Raw genomic sequence first — 20,869 nt, 5'->3', positions numbered from 1 at the left:
TGCCCTTGGGCTTTGGTGGCTCACCTCACGCCTGGGCGCACCTCCCAGGTGGCGCATGAGGTCCGCCGCTCGGCGGCCAATGACATGCCACGACTCGCGAGCGTCCCGTTGCCTTGTCTGAGGCCCTGGCTGTCGGGCTTCCCCCGTCGGCATCCTCCCTGACATTCCGCAAACGCAAGGGGGATTCGTCGCCGCACCCGCGGCAGCCGCCTGACGACGATTTCGGGAAGTACTCCCGCAGCGGGTCACCCGACGACAGCTCATCATGGGGGGCCTGTTCCACCTAAACGGAGTCTTCCATGAGACGTGTTGCCTTCGCCGCGTTAGCGGCCCTTGCCCTTGCTGCACCGGCTGCCGCGCAGAACCCGGACGGAAAGTTCATGATCCGCGTCCGCGCCCTGTCGCTGACCCCCGCCGACAAGTCCGACGCCATCGCCTCCCCGGCCGTACCGGCCGATGCCATCACGGTATCGGACAAGATCTTCCCCGAGGTTGACCTGTCGTACTTCATCAACAAGTCGTGGGCCGTAGAGCTGGTGCTCACCTATCCGCAGCAGCACGACGTCAAGTTGTCCGGCACGAAGATCGGCACCTTCAAGCACCTCCCGCCGTCGCTGCTCCTCCAGTATCACCTGTTACCATCCGCGAAGTTCCGTCCCTACATCGGCGCAGGTGGCAACCTCACGCTCATCTCGGACGTCGCGCTCAACGTGCCGGGGGTTGGCGCCCTGACACTCGACGACGCGAGCGTCGGTTTCGCCCTCCAGGGCGGCGCGGACATCGACCTCGGCGGCAAGGGGTGGTTCCTCAACCTGGACGCGAAGTACGTCACGATCGGTAGTGACGTGAAGGCTGGAAGCACGACGATCTCGGCCGTGCAGGTCAACCCGATCCTGCTCAGCGCCGGCTTGGGCGTGCGGTTCTAGGACTGCACGACGCGAGACCACGGGCCAGCGTGCACCGGCGCGCTGGCCCGTGGTGTATGCGCGCCCGACCGCGGCCTAACGCGCCAGCCGGTTGTAGCGCCGCAGGATCTCGCGTACCTGGTCATGCGGCAGGCGGTGCGCGGTGCCATGCGCCCCTTCCATCGTGGTAGCCGCCACGAGCGCATTCACGATCGCCTCTTCCGTCGCCTCGACGGTGGCCGTGAAGAAGGGCGACAGGTCGCCGTTGGGTAGCCACTGCAGGGGGGTGACACCACTCGTGGCTGCTGCACCAGGGTTCGCTGTCGAGAAGGCGATGAAGATGTCGCCGGACCCGTTCGATGCGGTGCCCCCAAGGCGCGAAATGCCCATGGGCACTCGCCGAGCGACGCGCTCGAGTTGATGTGGGAGCAATGGCGCATCGGTGGCCACCACGACGATGATCGATCCCTCACGATCGGCCGGCGGAAGGTCGCCCCGTGAGCGTTCGCTCCCGACAATTTCCCGGCCCACCGGCACCCCGGCGATCGTCAGCTGCTCGCGGGTCCCATAGTTCGCCTGGACCAGCACGCCTAACGTGTACCCGCCGGCCACCCGGCGGCTCGACGTCCCGATCCCGCCCTTGAAGCCGTGCGCGACCATCCCCGTCCCGCCACCCACGCTGCCTTCGACCACCGCACCACTCCGTGCCGCGTCGAGCGCGGCAAAGGCATCGGCTTTCGTGACGTGCTGGCCCGGACTGTCGTTCAGGAAGGCGTCGCTGGTCTCGCCCACCACCGGCTGGTGCCACGGGATATCCTGCTTCACCACCTCGGCGAACCAGCTGTTGACGGCATCGCGCACCACGCCGACCGAATAGGTGCCGGTGATCATCACCGGGCCGCCTAACGTCCCGCCCTCCACCACCCACGGCGCACCGGTCATCTCGCCGAACCCGTTCCCCGCGAACCACCCGGCAAAGACCGGCTCCCATCGCTTCCCCTTCGGGAGGATCGCCGTCACTCCCGTCCGGACGCTGGCGCGCCCCGTGCCCCGCACCAGCGTCTGGTGGCCCACCTCAACACCCGCAACATCGGTGATCGCGTTGCGCGGTCCCGGTGTGCCGTCGAACGGAATGCCAAGGTCGCGGGCCCGCTGCGCATGCACAGGCGTGGTGACCAGGCAAGCGGCGAGGAGGACCGCCCTGGGCAGGGAAGGTTGAAACGCCATTCCACGAAGCATCCTCACCGCGAACCCTCGACGAAGGTGGTCATCTGCTCAAGACTCCCGGCCATGCGATCCAGTGCTCCGCGCAGCCGCATCGCCTCGGCCATGATCCGGGCCCGATCGTCGCCTCGCAACGCCTCGTGCATGCCGGGGAAGAGCTGGCCATCATACAAGGAATAGATGTTCCAGCCGTGGAACACGTGGCGGAACCATGCGCGATCGCCAGCACCAGCGTCGTCCGCCAGGCGCTGCTCCAACCGCGCCAGCTGGTCGTTGAGTTGCGCCCGCCGCGCCACGCGGAGTCTCCCCATGGCAAGATGGGCATCGGTCGCGCGCTCGAGTGCCACCGCAGCTGCGCGCACCCGTGCCACCAACGCATGCAACTCCGGCACCGGAACCGTCTGGGCTCGCGGCCCCGCCGCTCGCACCGCCTCCTCCACGGAGGCCACCGCCGCTTCCAGCTTGCCGGCATAGTGGGAAAAGCGGAACGGCAGGACATCCGCGTTGGCCAGTCGCAATCCCAGCGCGCCTAACGTTCGCACCATGGTCACGCCCTGTCGAAAGCCCGGATCCGCCACGCGCTCCACATACGCGCGCGAATCGTAGTTCGTGTGGTAGGTGCCAAAGCCGTAGCCGTTGGCCCCGATGAACTCGATCGACAGCGTCGGCACACCGAGAAAGTCCTGGAACGGCACGAAGTCCGCGCCGCTGCCGAGCGCCTTGAGGTCTGGCGCGCTCCCCGCCTCGCGGCGGGCGGCCTCTGCGGCCCACCCGTCATACACGCTCCCGCTGTCGGTCGCGACGCTCCGCGCGACATCCGCCACGAAGTCGCGCAACGACGGCACACCGCCCGGGTCAAACCGGCCGCGCATGTACATGTCAATATTCACGTACGCGATCAGCCGCTCCTTCAGCTGCTCCCGAAAGTGCTCGGCGTGTTCCGTGGACCCGACCAGCCCGAATTCCTCCGCGTCCCAGAACGCCACCTGAATCGTGCGCTCGGGGCGCCATCCGGTCCGCGCCATCCGGCCAAGGACGCGGGTGAGTTCGAGCAGCGCCGCGCTCCCGGTCCCGGGATCCACGGCACCAAAGGTCCAGGCGTCGTGGTGCCCACCGAACAGGATCACCCGCTCCGGCTGCGTCCGCCCGCGCAAGGTCGCCACCACATTGGAGATCGACCGCAACCCATCGTCCATCCGGACCCGCACACGCAACGCGGCCGGTCCCGGGCCGGTCCGGTAGGTCACCCCGGGCACGCGTCCCACAAACGAGGCGGGGGCCCCGGCGCCGCCTAACGACGCGAGGACATGGCGCGCTTCACCCCAGCTGATCGCCACCACCGGGATCTTCGGCAGCGTCGGCGCCCTCGCGGGATCGAGACGGATCGCTCCCGCCGTGGCGGCCACGCCGGGCGTCAGGGGGTCGCCGTGGAAGAACCATGACATCTTCGCATTGCCACGTTGGAGCATCTGCTCACCGCGCCAGTAACCGGGCGGCCATACAGCGCCACGCGCAAAGCCGTCGTCTGCGGGATCCGAGTAAAGGACGATGGCTCGCGCGCCGGCCTCCTGCGCCGTGTGGACCTTCACGGCCCGGTGACTCCGTCCGTACCTCGCGAGCACAATGCGGCCCTGCACCTCAACGCCCAATTGCCTGAGCGCCTCATAGTCTGCCGGGAGCCCATAGTTCACATAGACTACCTCGCCCGTCACGTCGCCCGACGCCGAATACGCGATGTACCCCTCGCCGAGTTCCGGATGCGAGGACGTCGGATCTTCGGCAACGGCGGCTTCGCGCAACGAGAGCTCGCGCGCGGCGGGAGCCGTCAGTGTGACGGCGACCTCTCGTGGCGCCGAGAGCCATGCCTGGTAGTCGTGCCGCTCCACCTGCCACCCGTAGCGGCGCAGGGTGCGTTCGAGGTGCGCGATGACCGCACGTGAGCCGTCGCTCCCCGACGGATGCGGCCGCGCACTCAACGGGCGATGAATGGCCGAGATCGAGTCGGCGTTCACCAACTGGTGGAACCGTTGCTCCAATGCCTGCTGTTCGGCCCGACGAGATGGGCGGTAGCCGAGGAACGACTCCTGCGCAGTCGCCGGCACCGCGAGCATCAGGCCAGCGAGGGCGGCGCGCCTCATCGTGGAATCACCGGCAGCACCAGGCGCGACGGATACCGGGCATCGTGGTGGATCACCTGGCGGGCACGCTCAACCTTCGCGCTCGCGCCAAACGGCTCCCCGGTGTTGGGGTTCCGGTCATACCGAGGAAAGTTGGACGATGACACTTCCAGCCGGATGCGGTGCCCAGGCAGGAAGACGTTGGAGGTTGCCCCCACCTCGATGGTCACCTCGGTGGGCTGCCCGGGGGTGAGCAGCTCTGGGGTCGTGCGGCTCTTCCGGTAGCGCGCGCGCTGGATGCCGTCGGTGAGTGCACGCGCGGTCCCGTCCGGGTGCACGTCGACGAGACGCGCCGTGAAGTCCGTGTCGAGGGCGGACGAGGTGATCCACAGGTGAAGGGTGATGTACCCGGTCACCTCGATCGACGCGGTGAGTGGCGCCGATGAGTAGACCAGGACATCGGCGCGTCGTTCCACTTCGCGCATGTCATGCGGAGCCCGCGAATACGCGCCGGACGACCCGGTCGGCACCGGCGCGTCGGGATCATAGGTAAAGGTGTCGATCGGCGCGCCGACGGCGGCCGACATCCCCAACCGTCCATTGCCTGCGCTGGAGTTGGCCGTGCCGTCGCTGGCGAGGTACCACGGGGTCGCGCGCGCGCGGGCGAGGGGCCACGCGTCTTCGTCACGCCACCGGTTCTCTCCCATCACGAAGAGCCGCACGGGGGAGACAGGAAAGTCTTCGACTCGCGCGCCGGCCCGCGCCGCCGCCGGCATCCAGTGACGGAACCATGCCACGATCAGGCTCTCGGAGTTGAAGCCGGCAGCCGGCCCGTACGCCACGTCCCCGATCCGCGTGGACGCGGCCGTCGGACGCGCGTGCGTCCACGGACCCACGATCAAGCGCTGGTTGCTCCGGGCACGGTCGCTCCCCGCCGACTGCCGAAGTCCACTGAAGTTGCGCAGGGTCCCCGTCAACAGCGCGTCGTACCATCCGGTCAGGTGATAGGCCGGTACCTGGAACTGCGGATGACGCGCCGCGACGTCGAAGGTGCCCCACCAGTCGTCGAACGACGGATGGGCGAGCATGTCGAAGTACCCCGGCGAGTACCGGCGCAGCTCCGCGGCGGGATCGCCGGTGACCTGCGGCCCCCCAACAGTCCGCAGCGGAAGTGCGCGCAACCACTCCTCCTGCATCAGCCGTCGCTGGGCCGCGGACATCCCCAGTTCCCCATCCCGGTTCACTCCGGGCTCGAGCTGCCGCCGCTTGACGTCCTGCGCCTGGCCGAGGTTCCACGAGAGGCCATCCATCAGGTAGAAGGCGCCCCCCTGGAAGACCATGTCATACCGGCTCGCATACGACGCCGACGGGAACAAGGCGACGAGGTGCGGTGGGCGTAGGGGCGCGGCGAGGAGCTGCGTCGTGGCGGAGTACGAGCCGCCAAACATTCCCACACGCCCATCCACCCACGGCAACTGCGCGACCCACTCTACCGTGTCGTAACCGTCCGCCCCTTCATCGTGCGGAATGGCCACCCCCTCGGACATGTATCGGCCGCGGGTGTCCTGCACGACCACCACGAACCCCGCACGCGCGAGGCGATGGTATTGCGAGTTGGGATCCTGCGGGTTCTTGGAGTAGGGCGTGCGCTGCAGCAGGGCGGGCCGCCGTCCGTCGGTGCGTGGGCGGTAGACATCGGCGCGCAGTACAACCCCGTCGCGCATCCGCGCTTCGAGATTCTTCTCCACCACGACGTCCTGCGCCGCCAGCACGGGTGTGACGCTGGCACAGAGCAGGGAGAGCACGACGCGTCGCATCACCGCGCGATCCTACGCCAGCGTCCGGCTCCGGGCAAGGAAACGGAGCCGGGACAGTGGCTCAGGGAGTCGGGCCGGGGAGTCCGAGGTCCTGCAGGAAGAACGCCGCAAGCTCCGCCCGACCCTGGAGTCCCGACTTGCGGTAGACCTCAACCGCCTGTTGTCGCACGGTGCGCTCGGATCGCCCCAAATGCGCCGCCGCCTGCTTGTGCCCCTCCCCCTTCAGGAGCATCAGCGCGACCTCGCGCTCCGCACGACTGAGCTTCCAGGCGTCGAACTGCTGATCGATGGCGACCGAAAACCCGACCAACGCCGCTTCGGCCCGCTGCCGCCACTCGTCGCGTTCAGCGACCCTCGCGGCGAGGTCACGACGCGACACCGCGAGCGAGGCCCTGGTATTCCGGAGTTCGACGGCCGTCTTTCGCCAGCCGCTGAACAGCGCGATGGCAAAGCCGAGGCTCACCAGCACCATGGCGACCTCGAACGCCACGTGAAGCGAGCGCCACGAAGCGGGGCGATCGAGGATCAGGTCGATGGTACCACCGATCACGACCATGACAAGGAATACGGCCAGCACCGGGGCCAACGGCCCCTCGAACGTGCCCGGCGGCCCCGAATCGCGCGGGGGAGCGTCAACTCCTTGCCACTCATCAGCTTGCGTCATTGGTGGCGAAGCGAAGGAAATCGGGATGCGTCACTTGTCGGATGCCAAGGAAGTCACTTGCCGGATAGGGCGCAACCGGACTTCTGCTGACTCTTGGATAGGACAGCCAACCGGAGGTACCACATGCTGACCCTGCCCTCACCCCTGCACCCGTTGTTCGTTCATCTCCCGATCGCCCTCACCCTGCTCATCCCGGCCTTTGCCGTCGGGGCCCTCGTGGCCATCCGCCGTGGTACAACCCCTCGTCGCGCCTGGGGAATCACGGTCGCGCTCATGGCGGTCCTGGTCGGCAGCTCCTGGGCGGCGCTCAAGACCGGCGAACGGGAAGAAGAGATGGTCGAGGATGTCGTCTCCGAGTCCGCGATCCATGGCCACGAAGAAGCGGCTGAGGCCTTTCTCCTCGCAACTGGCGTCGTCCTGCTGGTCGGCGCGGCCGGCCTCCTGAACGGTCGCCTCGGTATGGTCGCACGTGGCGTGGCCACCGCGGGGACCCTCGCCCTGGTCGGAGCTGGCTGGCAGGTCGGGCACACCGGTGGGACGCTGGCGTATCGCGAGGGCGCAGCCGGTGCCTATGCGACCGCCGACGCGTCTGGCCCGCGCGATGGAAGACCAGCGCCGCTCGCGAGTAGCAATGAGGGGCGCTCGCCGGAACGCGACGACGATCGGGATGACGAACGTTAGGGAGCGCGGGTGCGCGGGCGTGGTATCTTCCCGCGCACCCTCGAATCCCCGCTATGAGCACCGTCCGCATTCGCGTTGCCGACCTCGAGTTCACGGCCCGCTTCGAGGAAGCCGCCGCTCCACGCACCTGCGACGCCTTTCGTTCGATCCTCCCGTTCCGCAGCCAACTGATCCAGGCCCGCTGGAGCGGAGAATCCGCCTGGATTCCCCTCGGCGACTTCGAGCTGAACGTGCCGCTCGAAAACCCGACCTCACATCCATCGCGCGGGGATATCCTGTTCCACCCAGCCGGGGCGAGCGAGTGCGAGATCCTGTTCCCGTACGGGGCGTGTGTCTTCGCCAGCAAGGTCGGCCAACTCGCGGGGAGCCACTTCCTGACCCTGACGAGCGGAATGGACCAGCTGCGAGAACTGGGGCGACGGGTGCTCTGGGAGGGCGCGCAACCTTTTGAGATGTCGTTGATCGATTCGTAGGGCGAGCCGCCTGGCGCCCTGACCGCGCCGCCGGTCACCGTCCGCTCGCACAGTACGACACCTCCTAACCTGTTGGTGCGAAAGGACTTCGGTGGACGTCGCGTCCCTCCTGCCACCGACAACTACGTCATGCGGCGTATGGGATGACGTGCCGGCCAGCGCGAAGCTCGTGGTGACCCTCACCACGACTCGATGCGCACCCGCCTCCTGGCAGCCCTGGCCTCGCTCACCGCCCTCACCTCCCCGCTCGCAGCCCAGGCGGATTCGGTCCCGCGGGCGAAGTTCGCGTTCCTGCCCGTCCTGGGATCCGCACCGGAGACAGGGGCGCAATACGGGGCGACGGTCCTGCGCGTCTTTCGCACCGGGCCGACTGCCAGCACCCGTCCTTCGCAGCTGCAGTTCTACGCCATCAATACGGCGCACGACCAGCAGCGGGCTTTCGTGCAACTGGACCGCTGGGGCACGGGGAACACGACGCGGACGCGCGTCCGGGGTGAATGGCAGCGATTCCCATTGCCCTTTTTTGCTGAAGGTGGCGCCGACGGCGAGGCACAGTTCACGGCGCGGGGACCTGAGCTCTCGCTCCTCCAGCTCTGGCGCACAGACACCGCACGGTACCGGGGGATTGGGCTCCGCGTGCGCGACCTGCGTGTCTCCGGGATCGACCTCGCGGGCTGGAGCAGGGCCGATGCGCCCGACCTCGTGGGAAGCGCCGCCCTCACCGCCCAGGTTGTGGACATCCATGACACGCGTGACCACATCCTGGGCCCGGCGACGGGAGTGTTCCGGCAATTCACGCTTGGGGCGACACGGGCCCGCGATCATGCCCCGGACCACCGCCAGCGTTCCTCGATGCGGCTGGCCGGCGACCTGCGCCGGTACGAATCATTCGGGCGTGGCGTGGTGGCGATGCGGGTGAGCGGGGAAGCGATCGCCGGCAACGCGCCGTTCGACCTCGTGCCCTCAGCCGGTGCCGATACCCTGCTGCGTGGGTACGTGCGCGGTCGCGTCCGCGACCGGTTCGTTGGCGCCGCCGAGGTGGAGTATCGGAGCGCGACCTGGCATCGGGTGGGGTGGGCCAGCTTTCTCGGGTTGGGGGCGTCCCACGCGCTCGGTCGCCGCACGGATGGTGCGCAGCTGCTTCCTGCAGTTGGTGCTGGCGTGCGGTACGCGCTTCAGCCGGCGGACCGCCTGACCGTGCGCGTGGACTACGCCCGCGGCCGCCACGGGGGCGGCTTGTACGTGGCGCTGGGCGAGGCCTTCTAGCGCGTCAGGCGGGAACGAGGAAGTCGCCAAGGACCCAGCGCGGTTCGGCGCCGATGCGACACCAGCCGTTGTCGCGTTCGTGGATGAACACTTCCTGTCCGCGGGTGATCGCCGCGACCTTGTCGGCGGTGCGGTCCGGGGCGCTGCGCACATTGAGGCTGCTCGCCCGCACCGTCGCGCGCTCGACCGGCGCCGTGAACTTGGCCGACACCCATTCGTCCTGGGCGTTCGAGACGCGCAGCCAGCCGTTCGCCTCGTCGTAGACCCGGAGCACGGTCCCCGCCGTGACGGCCCGGAGGCGAGGCGTACCGGGGCCGGCACCGCGGCGCACGTTGAGCGAGTCGGCGGTGACGCGGACGTAGCCACGCGCGGGCAGCGCCGCCTCAATCACCGTGCCGCCGTCGAGCAGGGCGCGCACCTTCGGGAGGAAGTTGCGCTGCGCCTGGTCCACCGAGTTCCCGCCAAAGAACGCCGTGCCGGGACAACTCTTGGTGGTGCCACTGCCATTGGTGCGCGCACCGGTCGCGAGGTCATACCAGTGGTGGTAAACCACCCGGTCCGCCGTCACCGGGATGGCAAACCGTTCGCAGATGGCGGCCGTCATGCGCAGAATCGCCTGTCGGTGGGCCGGCGTCATCACGTCCCGCCCGGCGTCGAAGTTGCCGAGGTGCTCGATGCAGATGGCGTGCTGGTTGTTGCCAAAGATGCACGCGGGATTGGACTCGAGCGGCCGCCCGGTGACGATCGTCCCGTCGGGGAACGAGGTGAAGTGCTGCCCGATGTCGGCCCACCCGTTGGCCGACACGTGGTGGTGCTTCATGTTCTGCTGGAGCGTGAAGTGATTCGACCCGGTGAAGTGCCCGTACGCGGGGAGGAAGGTGTGGTGTTGCTGCACCGACAGCACCGTGCGCGTGACCTGCTGCGCCGGCAGCCAGCCCTCGAACTCCTCGAGCGTCATCCGGGTGAATCCCCGCTCCGTTCGCATCCGCGTGCTCCGTGTCTTCGGGTGTGGATCGCTCGCGCCGCCTGCGTGGAGGGCCTAGTTTCCGCCCCACCGCCCAGCAGCACCGACATGCCCATCCAATACATTGACCCCGCGCTCCCCAAGGTGATAGATGGGTGGCGGTCTCCGCGACTCGGCCTCGACATGCCGGTGGTGACCTATGGCCACGCGGGCACCCCGATCCTGCTCTTCCCCACTGCGGCCGCCGACTTCCTCGAGAACGAGCGCTTCTTCCTCGTGAAGGCGATCGAGGAGCACATCATGGCGGGCAAGGTGCGGCTGTTCTCCATCGACAGCATCAATGCGCATGCGTGGATGGACAAGCACGTGCCGATCCCGGAGAAGGCCCGTCGGCAGGCCCTTTACCAGGGCTATATAGAAGAGGAGTTGGCCCCGTATATCCGGCAGGTTTCCGGGGATCGGAACGCCCGGGCGCTGACCACCGGGGCCTCATTCGGTGCCTTCCATGCGGCGAACACCTTCCTCCGCCGGCCGGACCTCTTTGGCGGGACGATCGCCATGAGCGGGTTCTACGACCTCGACCGGAGCTACCTGAACGGCTACACCGACGACAACGTCTACTTCAACAACCCGGCCTGGTACCTCCCCAACCTGGGTGGACACTCGCTGGAGCTGCTCCGCGGCAGCTCGCGCATCGTCATTGTCACCGGTCAGGGCCCGTACGAGGCGCCGGACCGGTCGCGGGAGTTGTCGGCCCTGCTGGACGCCAAGGGGATCCCACACTGGCTAGACATCTGGGGGCACGACGTGAAGCACGACTGGCCCTGGTGGCGCAAGATGTTGCCGTACCACCTGGAGAAGATGGGGCTCTAACTCTGGGCCTGACGGAACGCCACCGGCGAGTAAAGCTGCGGGTGGGCACGCCGGTCTGGCGTCATCCGGTCTGCACTCGGCGACGCGTCTGGCGGTATGCCGAAGGTGACTCACCGTATCGCTCGCGAAACGAGACGCTGAAGTGCGGGACGCTCCGGAAGCCGACGCCATAGGCCACTTCGCTGACCGTGATCGGCGTCTCGGCCAGCCACTGCGCGGCCTGCGCCAACCGATACTCGCGCAAGGCATCCAGGGGCGACATCCCGAGCAGCGGCGTCAGCTTGCGATACAACGTGGTGCGACCCATCCCCATCGCGCGGGCGAGGGCGTGCACGTCGAAGTCCGCATCCGCGAGGTGCTTTGCCAATTCGCCAGACAGTTTCTCCACCAGCGCGCGCTCGGTCGCGTCACGCGGTGGGGCGGCAAGGGGGACCTGTATGGTTGGCAGGGACTGGTCGAGGGCACGGAGGCGCTCACGCACATGGCGCCGTGACGCCACGAGGTTCTCGATCCGAATGACCAGCTCCTGCAGGTCAACGGGCTTGGTCAGGTAGTCGTCGGCGCCCTGGGCAAGCCCATGGAGGCGCGAGTCACGCGACGCCCTCGCGGTGAGCAGGATGACAGGGATGAAGTCCGTCTCGGCGCTCCCCTTGATCGCCTCGCAGAGGGTTTGGCCGTCCATCTCCGGCATCATCACGTCGCTGACGACCAAGTCCGGGTGATGGGCGCGAGCCATCTCCAACCCACGGACGCCATTGTCAGCCACCAAGACACGGAAGCGATCGGCCAGGTGCTCCCGCAAGTATTCCAGCAGGTCGGCGTTGTCTTCCACCAGGAGCACCGTCACCGCGTCTGCCGCAACGTCTCGCGGCCGAGGCAAGGGTAGCGGACCACGCCGCACCGCAGTCAGCTCCTCGGGAGTCTCGCGGCGCTGTTCCCCGGTGGCGCGGAGCCCCGCGTGGGCCAGGGGCAGGCGCACACTGAACCGACTCCCGACCCCAACGGTGCTCTGCAGCTCGACCATCCCGCCATGCAACTGGACGATCTCGCGGACAAGGGCCAGCCCGATGCCGGTGCCCTCATGCGACCGGGTCGACGAGTCGTTCACCTGGAAGAAGCGCTCGAAAACGCGGGCCTGGTACTCCTGGGGAATGCCGGGTCCGGTATCCACCACCTGGATAACAACGGCCCCTTCCGCGGACTCAACGGTCGCCAGGAGTTCCACGGACCCGCCGGGCGGCGTGAACTTGAGTGCATTGCCCACGAGGTTGGCGACCACTTTCTCCATCTGGTCCGCATCGCACGATACCGTGAGCCCTGACACCGGGCACGAGAGTCGGAAGTTGATCCCCTTCCGCTCCGCGAGAGACGAGAAGGAATCCGCCATGCGACGGAGGAGTGGCACCAGGTCCTGCGTCCTCGCCGCCAACGTCAAGGCCCCGGCTTGCAGGCGGGCGATATCGAGCAACTGATCGACCAGTTGGAGCAATCGCTCGGCATTCGCTCGCACGCCGTCGAGGCGCCGGACGGCCGCAGCCCCGAGGGCGCCGAAGCGCCCTTCGCGAAGGTCGTCGACCGGACCGAGAATGAGGGACAGCGGCGTGCGAAACTCGTGGCTCACGTTGGCGAAGAAGCGCGACTTTGCCTCATCGAGCGTGCGCAGCTGGGCCGCCTGGGCGCCTACCGTCTCGAGCGCGTCGGAGAGTTCCGCTGTCCGCACCTTCACGGCCTGCGAGAGGGCGGCCTGGTGCCCCAGGTGCCGTCGCTCACGGTGGCGAATGGCTCCCCACAATAGCGTGGTTGCAGCGGATGCGAGCAACAGGTAGAACAGCGGCGTCTCGACGAAGAAGGCGGGCACCAATATCTCAACGGTTGCTTCGTCCGGCGCGGGGACTCCGGCGGCACTCACGGCGCGGACCCGAAAGGTGTGTGTGCCCGGGCCAACGGAGTTATACGTCGCCTCGCGCACATGCCCTGCATCCACCCAGTCGCCATCCACCCCGTCCATGCGGTACTGGTACCTGACCGCATCTGCCTTGCGCATGACAACGCCGGCATAACGCACCGTGAAGCGGCGAGCACCGCGAGTCAAGCGCAGGGGAGCGTCCGACCGGGGCAGCGAATCGTCCACGCTCACGATCTCATCGATCCGCACCTCGGGCAGGAGGGAATCCATCGCCACCGCCAACGCCGGATCGACCTCCACGGTGCCATCGATGGTGGGAAACCACAGGTGCCCGATGGCATCCCGGAACCCGGGCGCCCCGGACGTCTCGGGCGTGTCGATCCCGTCGGCGTCGCTGTAGCCGACCCCATTCACTCGCGAACGACGCCCCGCGACGAAGTCCGACAGCTGGGTGAGCGGCGCGCGGTGAATACTCTGGTTCCCACCCATCCAGAGATTCCCCGTATCATCGAGCAAGACACTCGTCACCACGTTCTCTGCCAGTCCATCACGCGTGGTGACGTACCGCACGCGGCCGTCCTGCACGTGCACGAGGCCCGCACCATACGTGCCCACCCACACGCTCCCGTCGTCCATCGCCCGGACGGCGCGCAGCTCAACGAGTGGCATCCCGTCGCCTGGTCCGTAGCTTACGACGGCACGTCCCTCCACGTGCAAGAGTCGCGAGGTGGCATCCGGCAGGATCACCGTGAGCCAAACCGAGCCGTCAGCCGCCACCGACAGGGCGGTGACCCGTCCGGGCAATCCCACCGAGTCCACCGACTCGCCACTCGCCGCATGGTCGTAGCGTACAAGCGTCGTGTCGGTCACGTACCACAAGACACTTGGGAAGCGGTCATGCTCGGCATACGCATACGCACCCGGATGCGGTAACAGCCGCGCGCCCTCGTGTTCAGCTGGTGAGCGCCGAAGCCACGCGTTCATCCCCGTATTCGCCGACCACCAGAGGACACCACGCGCGTCCGTATGCGCGTTCGCGTACCGCAACCCCTCCCAGGTACTCAATGGCCTTGAAAAGCCGTCGGCCGTCACAGCCACCAGGTAACCGACCGGGCCGCGGCGGAGGACCGACGCACCTGGCCCCCGGCCGATGTACGCTCCACCGTACCGCACGCTGCGGAACGCTGTCCGGCAGATCTGCCGCAGCGCGATACCCGTCTCCCACAGGCAACCCGCTGCCCCTCGGTGGAGCTGTGCCAGCGGACTGCGCTGCCTGGCGACCACGGCAACCGGGCGCTCGCTGGCGCGCCCATACACCTCATACGATGTGTCGGTCGCCACCCAGAGACGACCCTCCCCGTCCACCAGCTGCGGCCTCCTGTTTCCGGGAGCCGGGTACGACCAACTCTCCTCGCCTTCTGCATCGAAGATGCGATGCCTCCCGTTGCGAGACTCGGCGCTCAGTATTCTCCCGGTCACAGATGACACGAGGCTTGCCTTTCCCAGGGTCGGCCGCACGCCAGCCGTCGGCCCGCTGACGCGGTGCAGGGCATTCAGGGAGTCCAGGAACCACAGATCGCCGCGGCCGTCGATCCCCAGCGATTGGAGCCCCATCTCGCGCACACCCACGCCCGGCCTGACCTCAACCCACGCTGAGCGCTCGCGCGCAAATCGCACCACATTCGGTGTTCGAATCGCGTAGAGGTCGCCACGGGCATCCTGTGCGATCGCCCGAAACGGTCCCGGCGTCGGGGGGACGACTTCCGAGAAACGCCCACTGGCAAAGGCCACCACGGCCCCTGACTGACCCAGGATCCATAGCGTATCGCCGAGCCCCGCCCCGATGGCGAGGACGCGACTCTGCAGCAGCGCACTGCTGCCTGCCGAATACGAGCGGAACACGACCCCGTCGAAACGAGAGAGCAGCCCACCGGCGACCACCCAGAGGTATCCGTCGCGCGTCTGCGCAATGCCCGTGAGCGCCTGGCTCGGGAGCCCGTCGCGCGTCGTGAAATACCGGTCCGAGTAGGTTGGTGCCTCTTGGGCCGAACCGAGCCGCGCCGTCAGGGCACCGGCGGCCAACGCAACGAGAACCACGAAAGGCATGGGCGGCATCGGCGGAGAATATAGGACCGCCTCCGGCATGCCCGCCGTCGCGAAGCGTACGCCACCGTTCCAGAGGATTGCGTCGGCGTACCACGGGATGCCGGGATAAGAGATCGGGATCCCTCACGCTCACACCCAGGAAGGCTGGGCCCGCACCATGGTATCGAAGAGGCGTCCGGAGAATCGCTCCGGAGGCGCCTCGCGATTGATTGGTCGCTGCTCACCTTTCGTCCGTGCGCCCTGCCATGACGCTTCCCGCTCGCCGTGCACTACAGCGCCATCTCGCGAGGCTGACGCTGACCTGTCTGGTGGTCGCCGCGTGCTCCGAAACGCTCGTTGATCCTCCAAAGCCAGCGACGACTCCGCCAGTCCTCGCGCGAGCGGTGCGTCTGTCGCTCGACACCGCACAACTTCTCGTTAACGACACAACCACGCTCACCGCGACCGTCAGCGACAGCCGCGGCGCGACCATCCAGGACTTCCCGGTCGTTTGGACCTCCTCCGATCCCACCGTCCTGAGCAGCACGGGAAGCGGACGGTTCGTGGCGATCGCACCGGGATTCGCCATCATCGTCGCCACCGCCCAGGGTGTTTCGGCAACGGCGCGGATCACCGTGATGGAGGTGCAGCGCCGCGACGCGGTGATTTCGTCCGACACGTCGTTCACCGTCCTGTCCACGCCGGAGGAGATTGCCGCGGGGACGCTGAGAATGCGTGCTAACAGTGGGACGGCGCGTCCCGTGGCGGTTGGTGATGTCATCTTTGGCAGCAAGGACGGCGGGTTCCTCGAGAAAGTCATGGCCGTGCGGACGTCGGGGCAGGACATCGTCCTGACCACCGTCCCGGCCGCCCTGACCGACGCCATCCAGGAAGGAACCATCTCCATCGCTGAGGACATCGACGTGGGAGCCGCACTCGCCGAGGCACGCGCGCGTGGCGAAAGTGCGGCGTTCGCGTTGCCGCGCGGCGTGTCGATCGACGCCGAAGGACATGTCGTCTTCCAGAATGCAGCGCTCGACTTCACCATGGCCGGCCAGGTCGGGGCCATCACGGCGAGTGTCCGGCTGAACGGATCGCTGGACATCAAGACGGGAAAGGACATCAAGCCGGGCACGAATTCGTTCGTCTTCGACGTGGCGATCAAGCCGTGCTTCCCCGTGCTGGTCTGCGTGGACAACATGCGATTCGGGACCGTGGTCGGGGCCGTGCTGAACGGAACCCTGGAGACGTCCATCGGGGGCGCGATCTCGGCGCGAGGGGGGCTTCCCCTCGTGAAGATTCCCGTGGCACGCAAGAAGCTCCTCAACATCCCGATCCGCGGCCAGTGCCTGGCCGGCAAGTTGTTCTGCTACGGGTTGTTTGTCGTGCTCGAAGCCTACGCCGAGGTGGAGGCCAATGCGCAACTCACCATCACGCGGTCGCTCAGCATGACGTCGGGGGTCGATGCCGGCTTCCGGTTCACGCCCTCGACCGGGTTCAAGGGGACCTTCACCCCGATCAGCCAGTGGACGCAGTCCAGCCCCGTTTATTCGATCGGCGGACAAGCGGGGATCCGCTTCGGCCTGGAGCCCAAGCTGCTCCTCACCGTGTTTGGTCGCGGCGAACTCTCCGCTGGTGTCGACGCCGCGCTGCAGGCGACGATCGGGACGTCCATTGGCGCTGGGGCAAACTATGACTGGAATGCCAGGGTGGACGCGCTGGTCGATGCCTTCGCACGGGCGTCGGTCGACGTGCTCGGCATCAAGGCATCGTACGAGACGCGCCTGCGCCTCTGGGACACGCAGTTGGCGGGGGCGAACGGGAGCCTCGTGACCCTCTCCCTATCGCCCTTTGTGCTTTCGCTTGCGGAACAGGCCACCGGGACCGTCGTCGCCACGGCGCGGACGGTGCTCGGCGGCATCGACATCGGGATCACGCCGGACCAGCTCGACTGGACCGCGACACCGTCCAGCGTGGCGACCGTCAGTGCGACGGGCGTGGTCACGGCCATCGCCCCGGGGCTCGCGAAGGTCAGGGCCACGATCAAGGGCACGACGATTTCGGATGAGGTCACCGTGTCGGTCACCCCACGGGCGCTGTCGGTGGAAGCCTGCTTCTATCGTGGCGTGACCAGCACGCAACAGCCGCCGGGAGGCCGATGCCCTGTGCCTGGAACCACACCACAGTTTGTCAGGGGTGCCACGACGACCTACCTCTGGGTACAGGTGCGCCAGTCGTCCGGGGCGGTCGAAACCGGGGCAACGGTAACCGCGCGCAATCCCTTCACCAACGCGGTGGTCAGTCCCCTCGGCCTGGTCGGGACGTTCGCGGTCTTCGAGTTCGCCGTCCCATCGGGCGCGGCCCTGGGGAGACACACGGTCGTGGTCGGGCCGGCGACCAAGACCGGCTTCGCCAGCTCGGCCCCGATCAACGTGCCCCTGGACGTCATTCTCGGGCACCTGGCGGTTGGCGCGTGTTTGTCGAAGGATGCAGGCACGACCTTCAACCCCGCCGTCCATTGTCCGTCGGGCACACCGACCGGCACGGCAGGACAGACCTTCTACCTCTGGTTTGGGGCGGACTTCAACTCGACGGCGTTGTGCGGGGCGTCGCTCACCATCGAGAACCCCTTCACGGGCGCTCCGTCCAATCACGTCGTGCCGGCGGGAACACCGGGGTGCCTCTCGCGATTGGCGATTCCGGTGCCAGCGGGTACGCCACCGAGGGACTACACCATGAAGGTTGGACCCGCGCGGTTGGCAGGCTACGGCGATGGCACCCCACTCACCCTGACCGTGCGCGTCCAATGACACAGCGACTCACGCAGCCGCGGATAGCGGACCGACGGCCGGCGATCACCCTCCTCGTGGCGTCGATGGCCCTGGTGGCCACGGGGTGTGAGAAGATTGTCGTCCGTGACCCGTGCGTGCTCACGGTGTCGACCTCCGTCGCCAGCGTCCCGCTCGAACGCGGGCAGACGGCGCAGGTCAATGCGACGAGCGTCCCCACGGGAACCTGCACCTCACAACAGCGCTTCTGGCAAAGCAGCAACACGGCCGTCGCCGCCGTCTCCGGCGAAGGGATGATCACAGGGGTCGGCGCCGGGACCGCGACCATCACCGTGACGGAGCGCGACGAGACCTATGGGACGACGGGCGTGGCGTTGGTGACCGTGACCGTCACCGTCCCGGTCCTGGTCGCGATCCCGGTCACCTCGCCCACGATCGATCTCGGAGCGGCGCGCCAACTCACGGCGATCGTCTCTGGCGCGTCGAACCCCGCCGTCCAATGGACGTCGAGCGCACCCGACGTCGTGGCCGTGTCGGCCACTGGAGTGGCCAGCGCACTCGGCATCGGCGTGGCAATCGTCACCGCCCGGTCCGTCGCCGTTCCCGCGAAAGCGGCGGCGACCACGCTCACCGTTGCCGTCAGTGTGGCGGCGTCCCCGGCCGAGGCCACCATGGGTGTCGGCGAGGCGCTACCACTCACCGCCTTCGTCCTCGGCGCCGTGAACAAGCAGGTGACCTGGCGGAGCAGCAACTCCGCCGTCGCCACCGTCAACGCGTCGGGCCTCGTGACCGCCGTGGGCCCTGGTACGGCAAGCGTCATCGCGACCGCGACGGCCGCACCGAGTCGGAGTGGAACGGCGACGATCACGGTTACCGGACCGACGTCGTTTCCCGCTGGACTGGCGCACCGCTGGACGTTTGCGCAATCAGGAGGCGCCGGGACCGCGCTCCTCGACGATGTTGGCGGTGCTCACGCGACCATCGTGGAGGTAGGCGCAAGCGACGCCGTCGCGCAGGGGGGCGGCGTTACCATGGCCGGTGGCGCCCGCAATGCCTCGGACTATGTGGCACTGCCTGGGGGGCTCCTCTCCCGTCACAGCAGCGCGACCATCGAGATCTGGGGCCGCCAGATCTCACCCAGGATCTGGGCGCGCATTTTCGACTTTGGCTCGGGGCCGACGAACTACCTCTTCATGTCATGGACCCAGGACGCACGGCTCACACTGGACCGCGTGGAGTGGAACCTTCACGCCTAAGGCCTGCTCCACACCGTCGACAATACCGTGGCGCCCTACGCAGTGAATACAGACTATCAGATCGTCATGACCATTGAGCCCGGTGTCGGAACGGGCGGGGCAACCCGCGTGCAGTGGTTCCGCGACGGACAGTTCAAGGGTGCATTTGAGACACCGCTGACCCTCGCCCAGCTGCAGGACGCCAACATGTGGCTCGGACGTTCGCAGTATGCCGACGACGAGACGGCGAATGCGCGGTATGACGAGGTTCGCATTTACCAACGAGCGCTCACCCCGGCTGAAATCGCTGCGCGCTTTACCGCCGGACCGGTCCCCAACCAGTAAACCGGCGAACGGTTTGGCCGTGGGGGCGCAGGCGCAGGCGAGCGCCCCCCACGGGCCGGGGCAAGGATCAGCCCGGCCGCGCGCCGTCTACGGCGCAGAGACCTCGGCGATGCAGTGATCCAGCATGGCCAAGCCACGATCCACGTCTTCTGCGTCGATCACCAACGGCGGGGCCAGGCGCAGGGCGCTCTTCCCGGCGCCTAACAACAGCAACCCTCGGGTGAACGCCAGGTTCACGATCCGGTCCACCAGCTCCGGATGGGGATCCCGCGTGACCCGGTCGCGCACGAACTCGATCCCGACCATCAGGCCGCGTCCACGGACGTCGCCGATGCATTCGTGGCGCTCCATCAACGCGCGCGCGCCGGCCAACAGACGCTCGCCCTGCACCGCGGCGTTGGCCATGAGTTCCTTCTCGACGAGGCCGATGGTGGCGAGCGCCGCCGCACAGCACACGGGATTTCCGCCGAACGTTGAGCCGTGGGAGCCGTTCTTCCACTTGTCCACACTCTCCCGCACGATCATCGCGCCGATCGGCATCCCCGAACCCAGGCCTTTGGCCGTAAGGAGGATGTCGGGCTCGACCCCTTCGTGATCGCAGGCCCACATCTTCCCCGTGCGCCCGATTCCGCTCTGCACCTCGTCGCACACGAGCAGGATCCCGTGCGTGTCGCACAGCTCGCGCAACCCGGCGAGGAATCCTGGCGGGGGAATCACGTAACCTCCCTCGCCTTGAATCGGCTCGACAAAGATCGCCGCGACATCGGTAGGCGCGAGGTGCCGGGTGAACAACTCCTCCTCGATGGACGTCACGCACCCCAGGTGGCACTGCGACTTGTGGGCGCAGTGGCGACAGCGATAGCGGTAGGCGTAGTCGACGTGGTGCACGTCGGGCAGCAAGGGCCCAAAGCCCGCGTGCTGGCGTGCCTTGCTCGACGTGAGCGATACGGCTCCCGTCGAGCGTCCGTGAAACGCGCCCTTGAAGGCGATGATCGCGGTCCGTCGGGTGGAGAATCGCGCCAGCTTGATGGCCCCTTCGGTTGCCTCCGTCCCCGAGTTGGTCAGGAAGACCCGCTTCCGCGTGGGACCGGGGGCAATCGCCGCGAGTTTCTCGCACAGCGCCGCCATCCCCTCGTAGTAGAAGTCGCTCCCGCAGATGTGGAGGAACTTCGCCGCCGCGTCCTGGATGGCCGTCACCACTTCCGGATGGCCGTACCCGGTCGAGGCGACGGCGATGCCGGCCATGAAGTCGAGGTATCGGTTCCCGTCCACGTCCTCCACCATGACCCCCTGCCCCCGGGCGATGGCCAGCGGGTACTCCTTGATGTAGCACTGCGCCGTCCACTCGCGGTCGCGGTCGACGATGGCGCGGGCGCGGGGGCCGGGCGGGGGAGTGACGATGCGGGGATATGTGCGGGGCATACGGAGGACGAGAAGGACTAAAGAGAGGACTGGTGAAGCACGGGCGGTACGAGCAGCACGGGCGGCACGCGTGGCACGCGTGGCACGAGGATAGGGTGGGGAT

General features: G+C 67.7%; 15 protein-coding genes. 8 read left to right on the top strand and 7 right to left on the bottom strand.

Features of this window, described 5'->3' with window-relative positions:
* The first annotated feature begins 299 nt into the window (after positions 1-299).
* Complete coding sequence (locus tag IPK85_22115; GenBank protein MBK8250062.1) at positions 300-926, top strand: OmpW family protein; 627 nt, start codon at positions 300-302, stop codon at positions 924-926.
* Positions 927-1,001: 75 nt separating this feature from the next.
* Here the strand turns inward: IPK85_22115 and IPK85_22110 are convergent, their stop codons facing one another.
* From IPK85_22110 to IPK85_22095, 4 genes are all read right to left on the bottom strand, one after another.
* The gene (locus IPK85_22110) at positions 1,002-2,132 is read right to left on the bottom strand and encodes a P1 family peptidase (protein MBK8250061.1); all 1,131 of its coding nucleotides are present in this window, start codon (positions 2,130-2,132) and stop codon (positions 1,002-1,004) included.
* Between the two features lie 14 nt (positions 2,133-2,146).
* Positions 2,147-4,267, bottom strand: a complete 2,121-nt coding sequence (locus IPK85_22105; GenBank protein MBK8250060.1) for a M28 family peptidase — start codon at positions 4,265-4,267, stop codon at positions 2,147-2,149.
* Positions 4,264-6,063: a CocE/NonD family hydrolase gene (locus tag IPK85_22100; GenBank protein MBK8250059.1), complete on the bottom strand. Its 1,800-nt coding sequence runs from the start codon at positions 6,061-6,063 to the stop codon at positions 4,264-4,266. The genes IPK85_22105 and IPK85_22100 overlap by 4 nt, the downstream gene beginning before the upstream one ends.
* A 61-nt stretch (positions 6,064-6,124) precedes the next feature.
* Positions 6,125-6,619, bottom strand: coding sequence for a helix-turn-helix transcriptional regulator (locus tag IPK85_22095; protein MBK8250058.1), 495 nt, complete (start codon positions 6,617-6,619; stop codon positions 6,125-6,127).
* A gap of 231 nt (positions 6,620-6,850) precedes the next feature.
* On the opposite strand from IPK85_22095, the gene IPK85_22090 reads away from it, so the two are divergent.
* The 3 genes from IPK85_22090 (at position 6,851) to IPK85_22080 (ending at position 9,147) form a co-directional block, all read left to right on the top strand.
* A complete protein-coding gene (locus IPK85_22090; protein MBK8250057.1) occupies positions 6,851-7,408 on the top strand; it encodes a hypothetical protein in 558 nt (185 codons plus the stop codon).
* Between the two features lie 53 nt (positions 7,409-7,461).
* Positions 7,462-7,881 (top strand): DUF3830 family protein, encoded by a 420-nt coding sequence (locus tag IPK85_22085; protein MBK8250056.1) that lies wholly within the window; start codon positions 7,462-7,464, stop codon positions 7,879-7,881.
* Positions 7,882-8,073: 192 nt separating this feature from the next.
* A complete protein-coding gene (locus IPK85_22080; GenBank protein MBK8250055.1) occupies positions 8,074-9,147 on the top strand; it encodes a hypothetical protein in 1,074 nt (357 codons plus the stop codon).
* A 4-nt stretch (positions 9,148-9,151) separates the two neighbouring features.
* Here IPK85_22080 and IPK85_22075 read toward each other — a convergent pair whose 3' ends face one another.
* Positions 9,152-10,132, bottom strand: coding sequence for an amidase (locus IPK85_22075; protein MBK8250054.1), 981 nt, complete (start codon positions 10,130-10,132; stop codon positions 9,152-9,154).
* 162 nt (positions 10,133-10,294) lie between these two features.
* On the opposite strand from IPK85_22075, the gene IPK85_22070 reads away from it, so the two are divergent.
* On the top strand, positions 10,295-10,984 hold the full coding sequence (locus tag IPK85_22070) for an esterase (GenBank protein MBK8250053.1): 690 nt from the start codon (positions 10,295-10,297) through the stop codon (positions 10,982-10,984).
* Between the two features lie 61 nt (positions 10,985-11,045).
* Here IPK85_22070 and IPK85_22065 read toward each other — a convergent pair whose 3' ends face one another.
* Positions 11,046-14,996 carry a response regulator gene (locus IPK85_22065; GenBank protein ID MBK8250052.1) on the bottom strand — a complete coding sequence of 1,317 codons (3,951 nt, stop codon included), beginning with the start codon at positions 14,994-14,996 and terminating at the stop codon, positions 11,046-11,048.
* A 245-nt stretch (positions 14,997-15,241) separates the two neighbouring features.
* On the opposite strand from IPK85_22065, the gene IPK85_22060 reads away from it, so the two are divergent.
* The 3 genes from IPK85_22060 to IPK85_22050 all read left to right on the top strand — a co-directional run bounded on the left by IPK85_22060 (position 15,242) and on the right by IPK85_22050 (position 19,344).
* The gene (locus IPK85_22060; GenBank protein ID MBK8250051.1) at positions 15,242-17,785 is read left to right on the top strand and encodes a hypothetical protein; all 2,544 of its coding nucleotides are present in this window, start codon (positions 15,242-15,244) and stop codon (positions 17,783-17,785) included.
* Positions 17,782-19,020, top strand: a complete 1,239-nt coding sequence (locus tag IPK85_22055; protein MBK8250050.1) for an Ig-like domain-containing protein — start codon at positions 17,782-17,784, stop codon at positions 19,018-19,020. The genes IPK85_22060 and IPK85_22055 overlap by 4 nt, the downstream gene beginning before the upstream one ends.
* A gap of 66 nt (positions 19,021-19,086) precedes the next feature.
* Positions 19,087-19,344 carry a hypothetical protein gene (locus IPK85_22050; protein MBK8250049.1) on the top strand — a complete coding sequence of 86 codons (258 nt, stop codon included), beginning with the start codon at positions 19,087-19,089 and terminating at the stop codon, positions 19,342-19,344.
* 87 nt (positions 19,345-19,431) lie between these two features.
* Here the strand turns inward: IPK85_22050 and IPK85_22045 are convergent, their stop codons facing one another.
* Positions 19,432-20,766, bottom strand: coding sequence for an acetyl ornithine aminotransferase family protein (locus IPK85_22045; protein ID MBK8250048.1), 1,335 nt, complete (start codon positions 20,764-20,766; stop codon positions 19,432-19,434).
* Between the last annotated feature and the right edge of the window lie 103 nt (positions 20,767-20,869).

This window comes from Gemmatimonadota bacterium (genome assembly GCA_016712265.1).
Classification (GTDB): domain Bacteria; phylum Gemmatimonadota; class Gemmatimonadetes; order Gemmatimonadales; family Gemmatimonadaceae; genus RBC101.
The sequence above is the reverse complement of the archived record's forward strand: the minus strand, read 5'-3'. Positions and strand labels throughout refer to the sequence as shown.

What these genes read in the sequence shown, in the direction of transcription:
- IPK85_22115 (MBK8250062.1), top strand. Translation starts at nt 300, where the DNA reads ATGAGACGTGTTGCCTTCGCCGCGTTAGCGGCCCTTGCCCTTGCTGCA.
- IPK85_22110 (MBK8250061.1), bottom strand. Translation starts at nt 2,132, where the DNA reads ATGGCGTTTCAACCTTCCCTGCCCAGGGCGGTCCTCCTCGCCGCTTGC.
- IPK85_22105 (MBK8250060.1), bottom strand. Translation starts at nt 4,267, where the DNA reads ATGAGGCGCGCCGCCCTCGCTGGCCTGATGCTCGCGGTGCCGGCGACT.
- IPK85_22100 (MBK8250059.1), bottom strand. Translation starts at nt 6,063, where the DNA reads ATGCGACGCGTCGTGCTCTCCCTGCTCTGTGCCAGCGTCACACCCGTG.
- IPK85_22095 (MBK8250058.1), bottom strand. Translation starts at nt 6,619, where the DNA reads ATGGTCGTGATCGGTGGTACCATCGACCTGATCCTCGATCGCCCCGCT.
- IPK85_22090 (MBK8250057.1), top strand. Translation starts at nt 6,851, where the DNA reads ATGCTGACCCTGCCCTCACCCCTGCACCCGTTGTTCGTTCATCTCCCG.
- IPK85_22085 (MBK8250056.1), top strand. Translation starts at nt 7,462, where the DNA reads ATGAGCACCGTCCGCATTCGCGTTGCCGACCTCGAGTTCACGGCCCGC.
- IPK85_22080 (MBK8250055.1), top strand. Translation starts at nt 8,074, where the DNA reads ATGCGCACCCGCCTCCTGGCAGCCCTGGCCTCGCTCACCGCCCTCACC.
- IPK85_22075 (MBK8250054.1), bottom strand. Translation starts at nt 10,132, where the DNA reads ATGCGAACGGAGCGGGGATTCACCCGGATGACGCTCGAGGAGTTCGAG.
- IPK85_22070 (MBK8250053.1), top strand. Translation starts at nt 10,295, where the DNA reads ATGCCGGTGGTGACCTATGGCCACGCGGGCACCCCGATCCTGCTCTTC.
- IPK85_22065 (MBK8250052.1), bottom strand. Translation starts at nt 14,996, where the DNA reads ATGCCTTTCGTGGTTCTCGTTGCGTTGGCCGCCGGTGCCCTGACGGCG.
- IPK85_22060 (MBK8250051.1), top strand. Translation starts at nt 15,242, where the DNA reads ATGACGCTTCCCGCTCGCCGTGCACTACAGCGCCATCTCGCGAGGCTG.
- IPK85_22055 (MBK8250050.1), top strand. Translation starts at nt 17,782, where the DNA reads ATGACACAGCGACTCACGCAGCCGCGGATAGCGGACCGACGGCCGGCG.
- IPK85_22050 (MBK8250049.1), top strand. Translation starts at nt 19,087, where the DNA reads ATGACCATTGAGCCCGGTGTCGGAACGGGCGGGGCAACCCGCGTGCAG.
- IPK85_22045 (MBK8250048.1), bottom strand. Translation starts at nt 20,766, where the DNA reads ATGCCCCGCACATATCCCCGCATCGTCACTCCCCCGCCCGGCCCCCGC.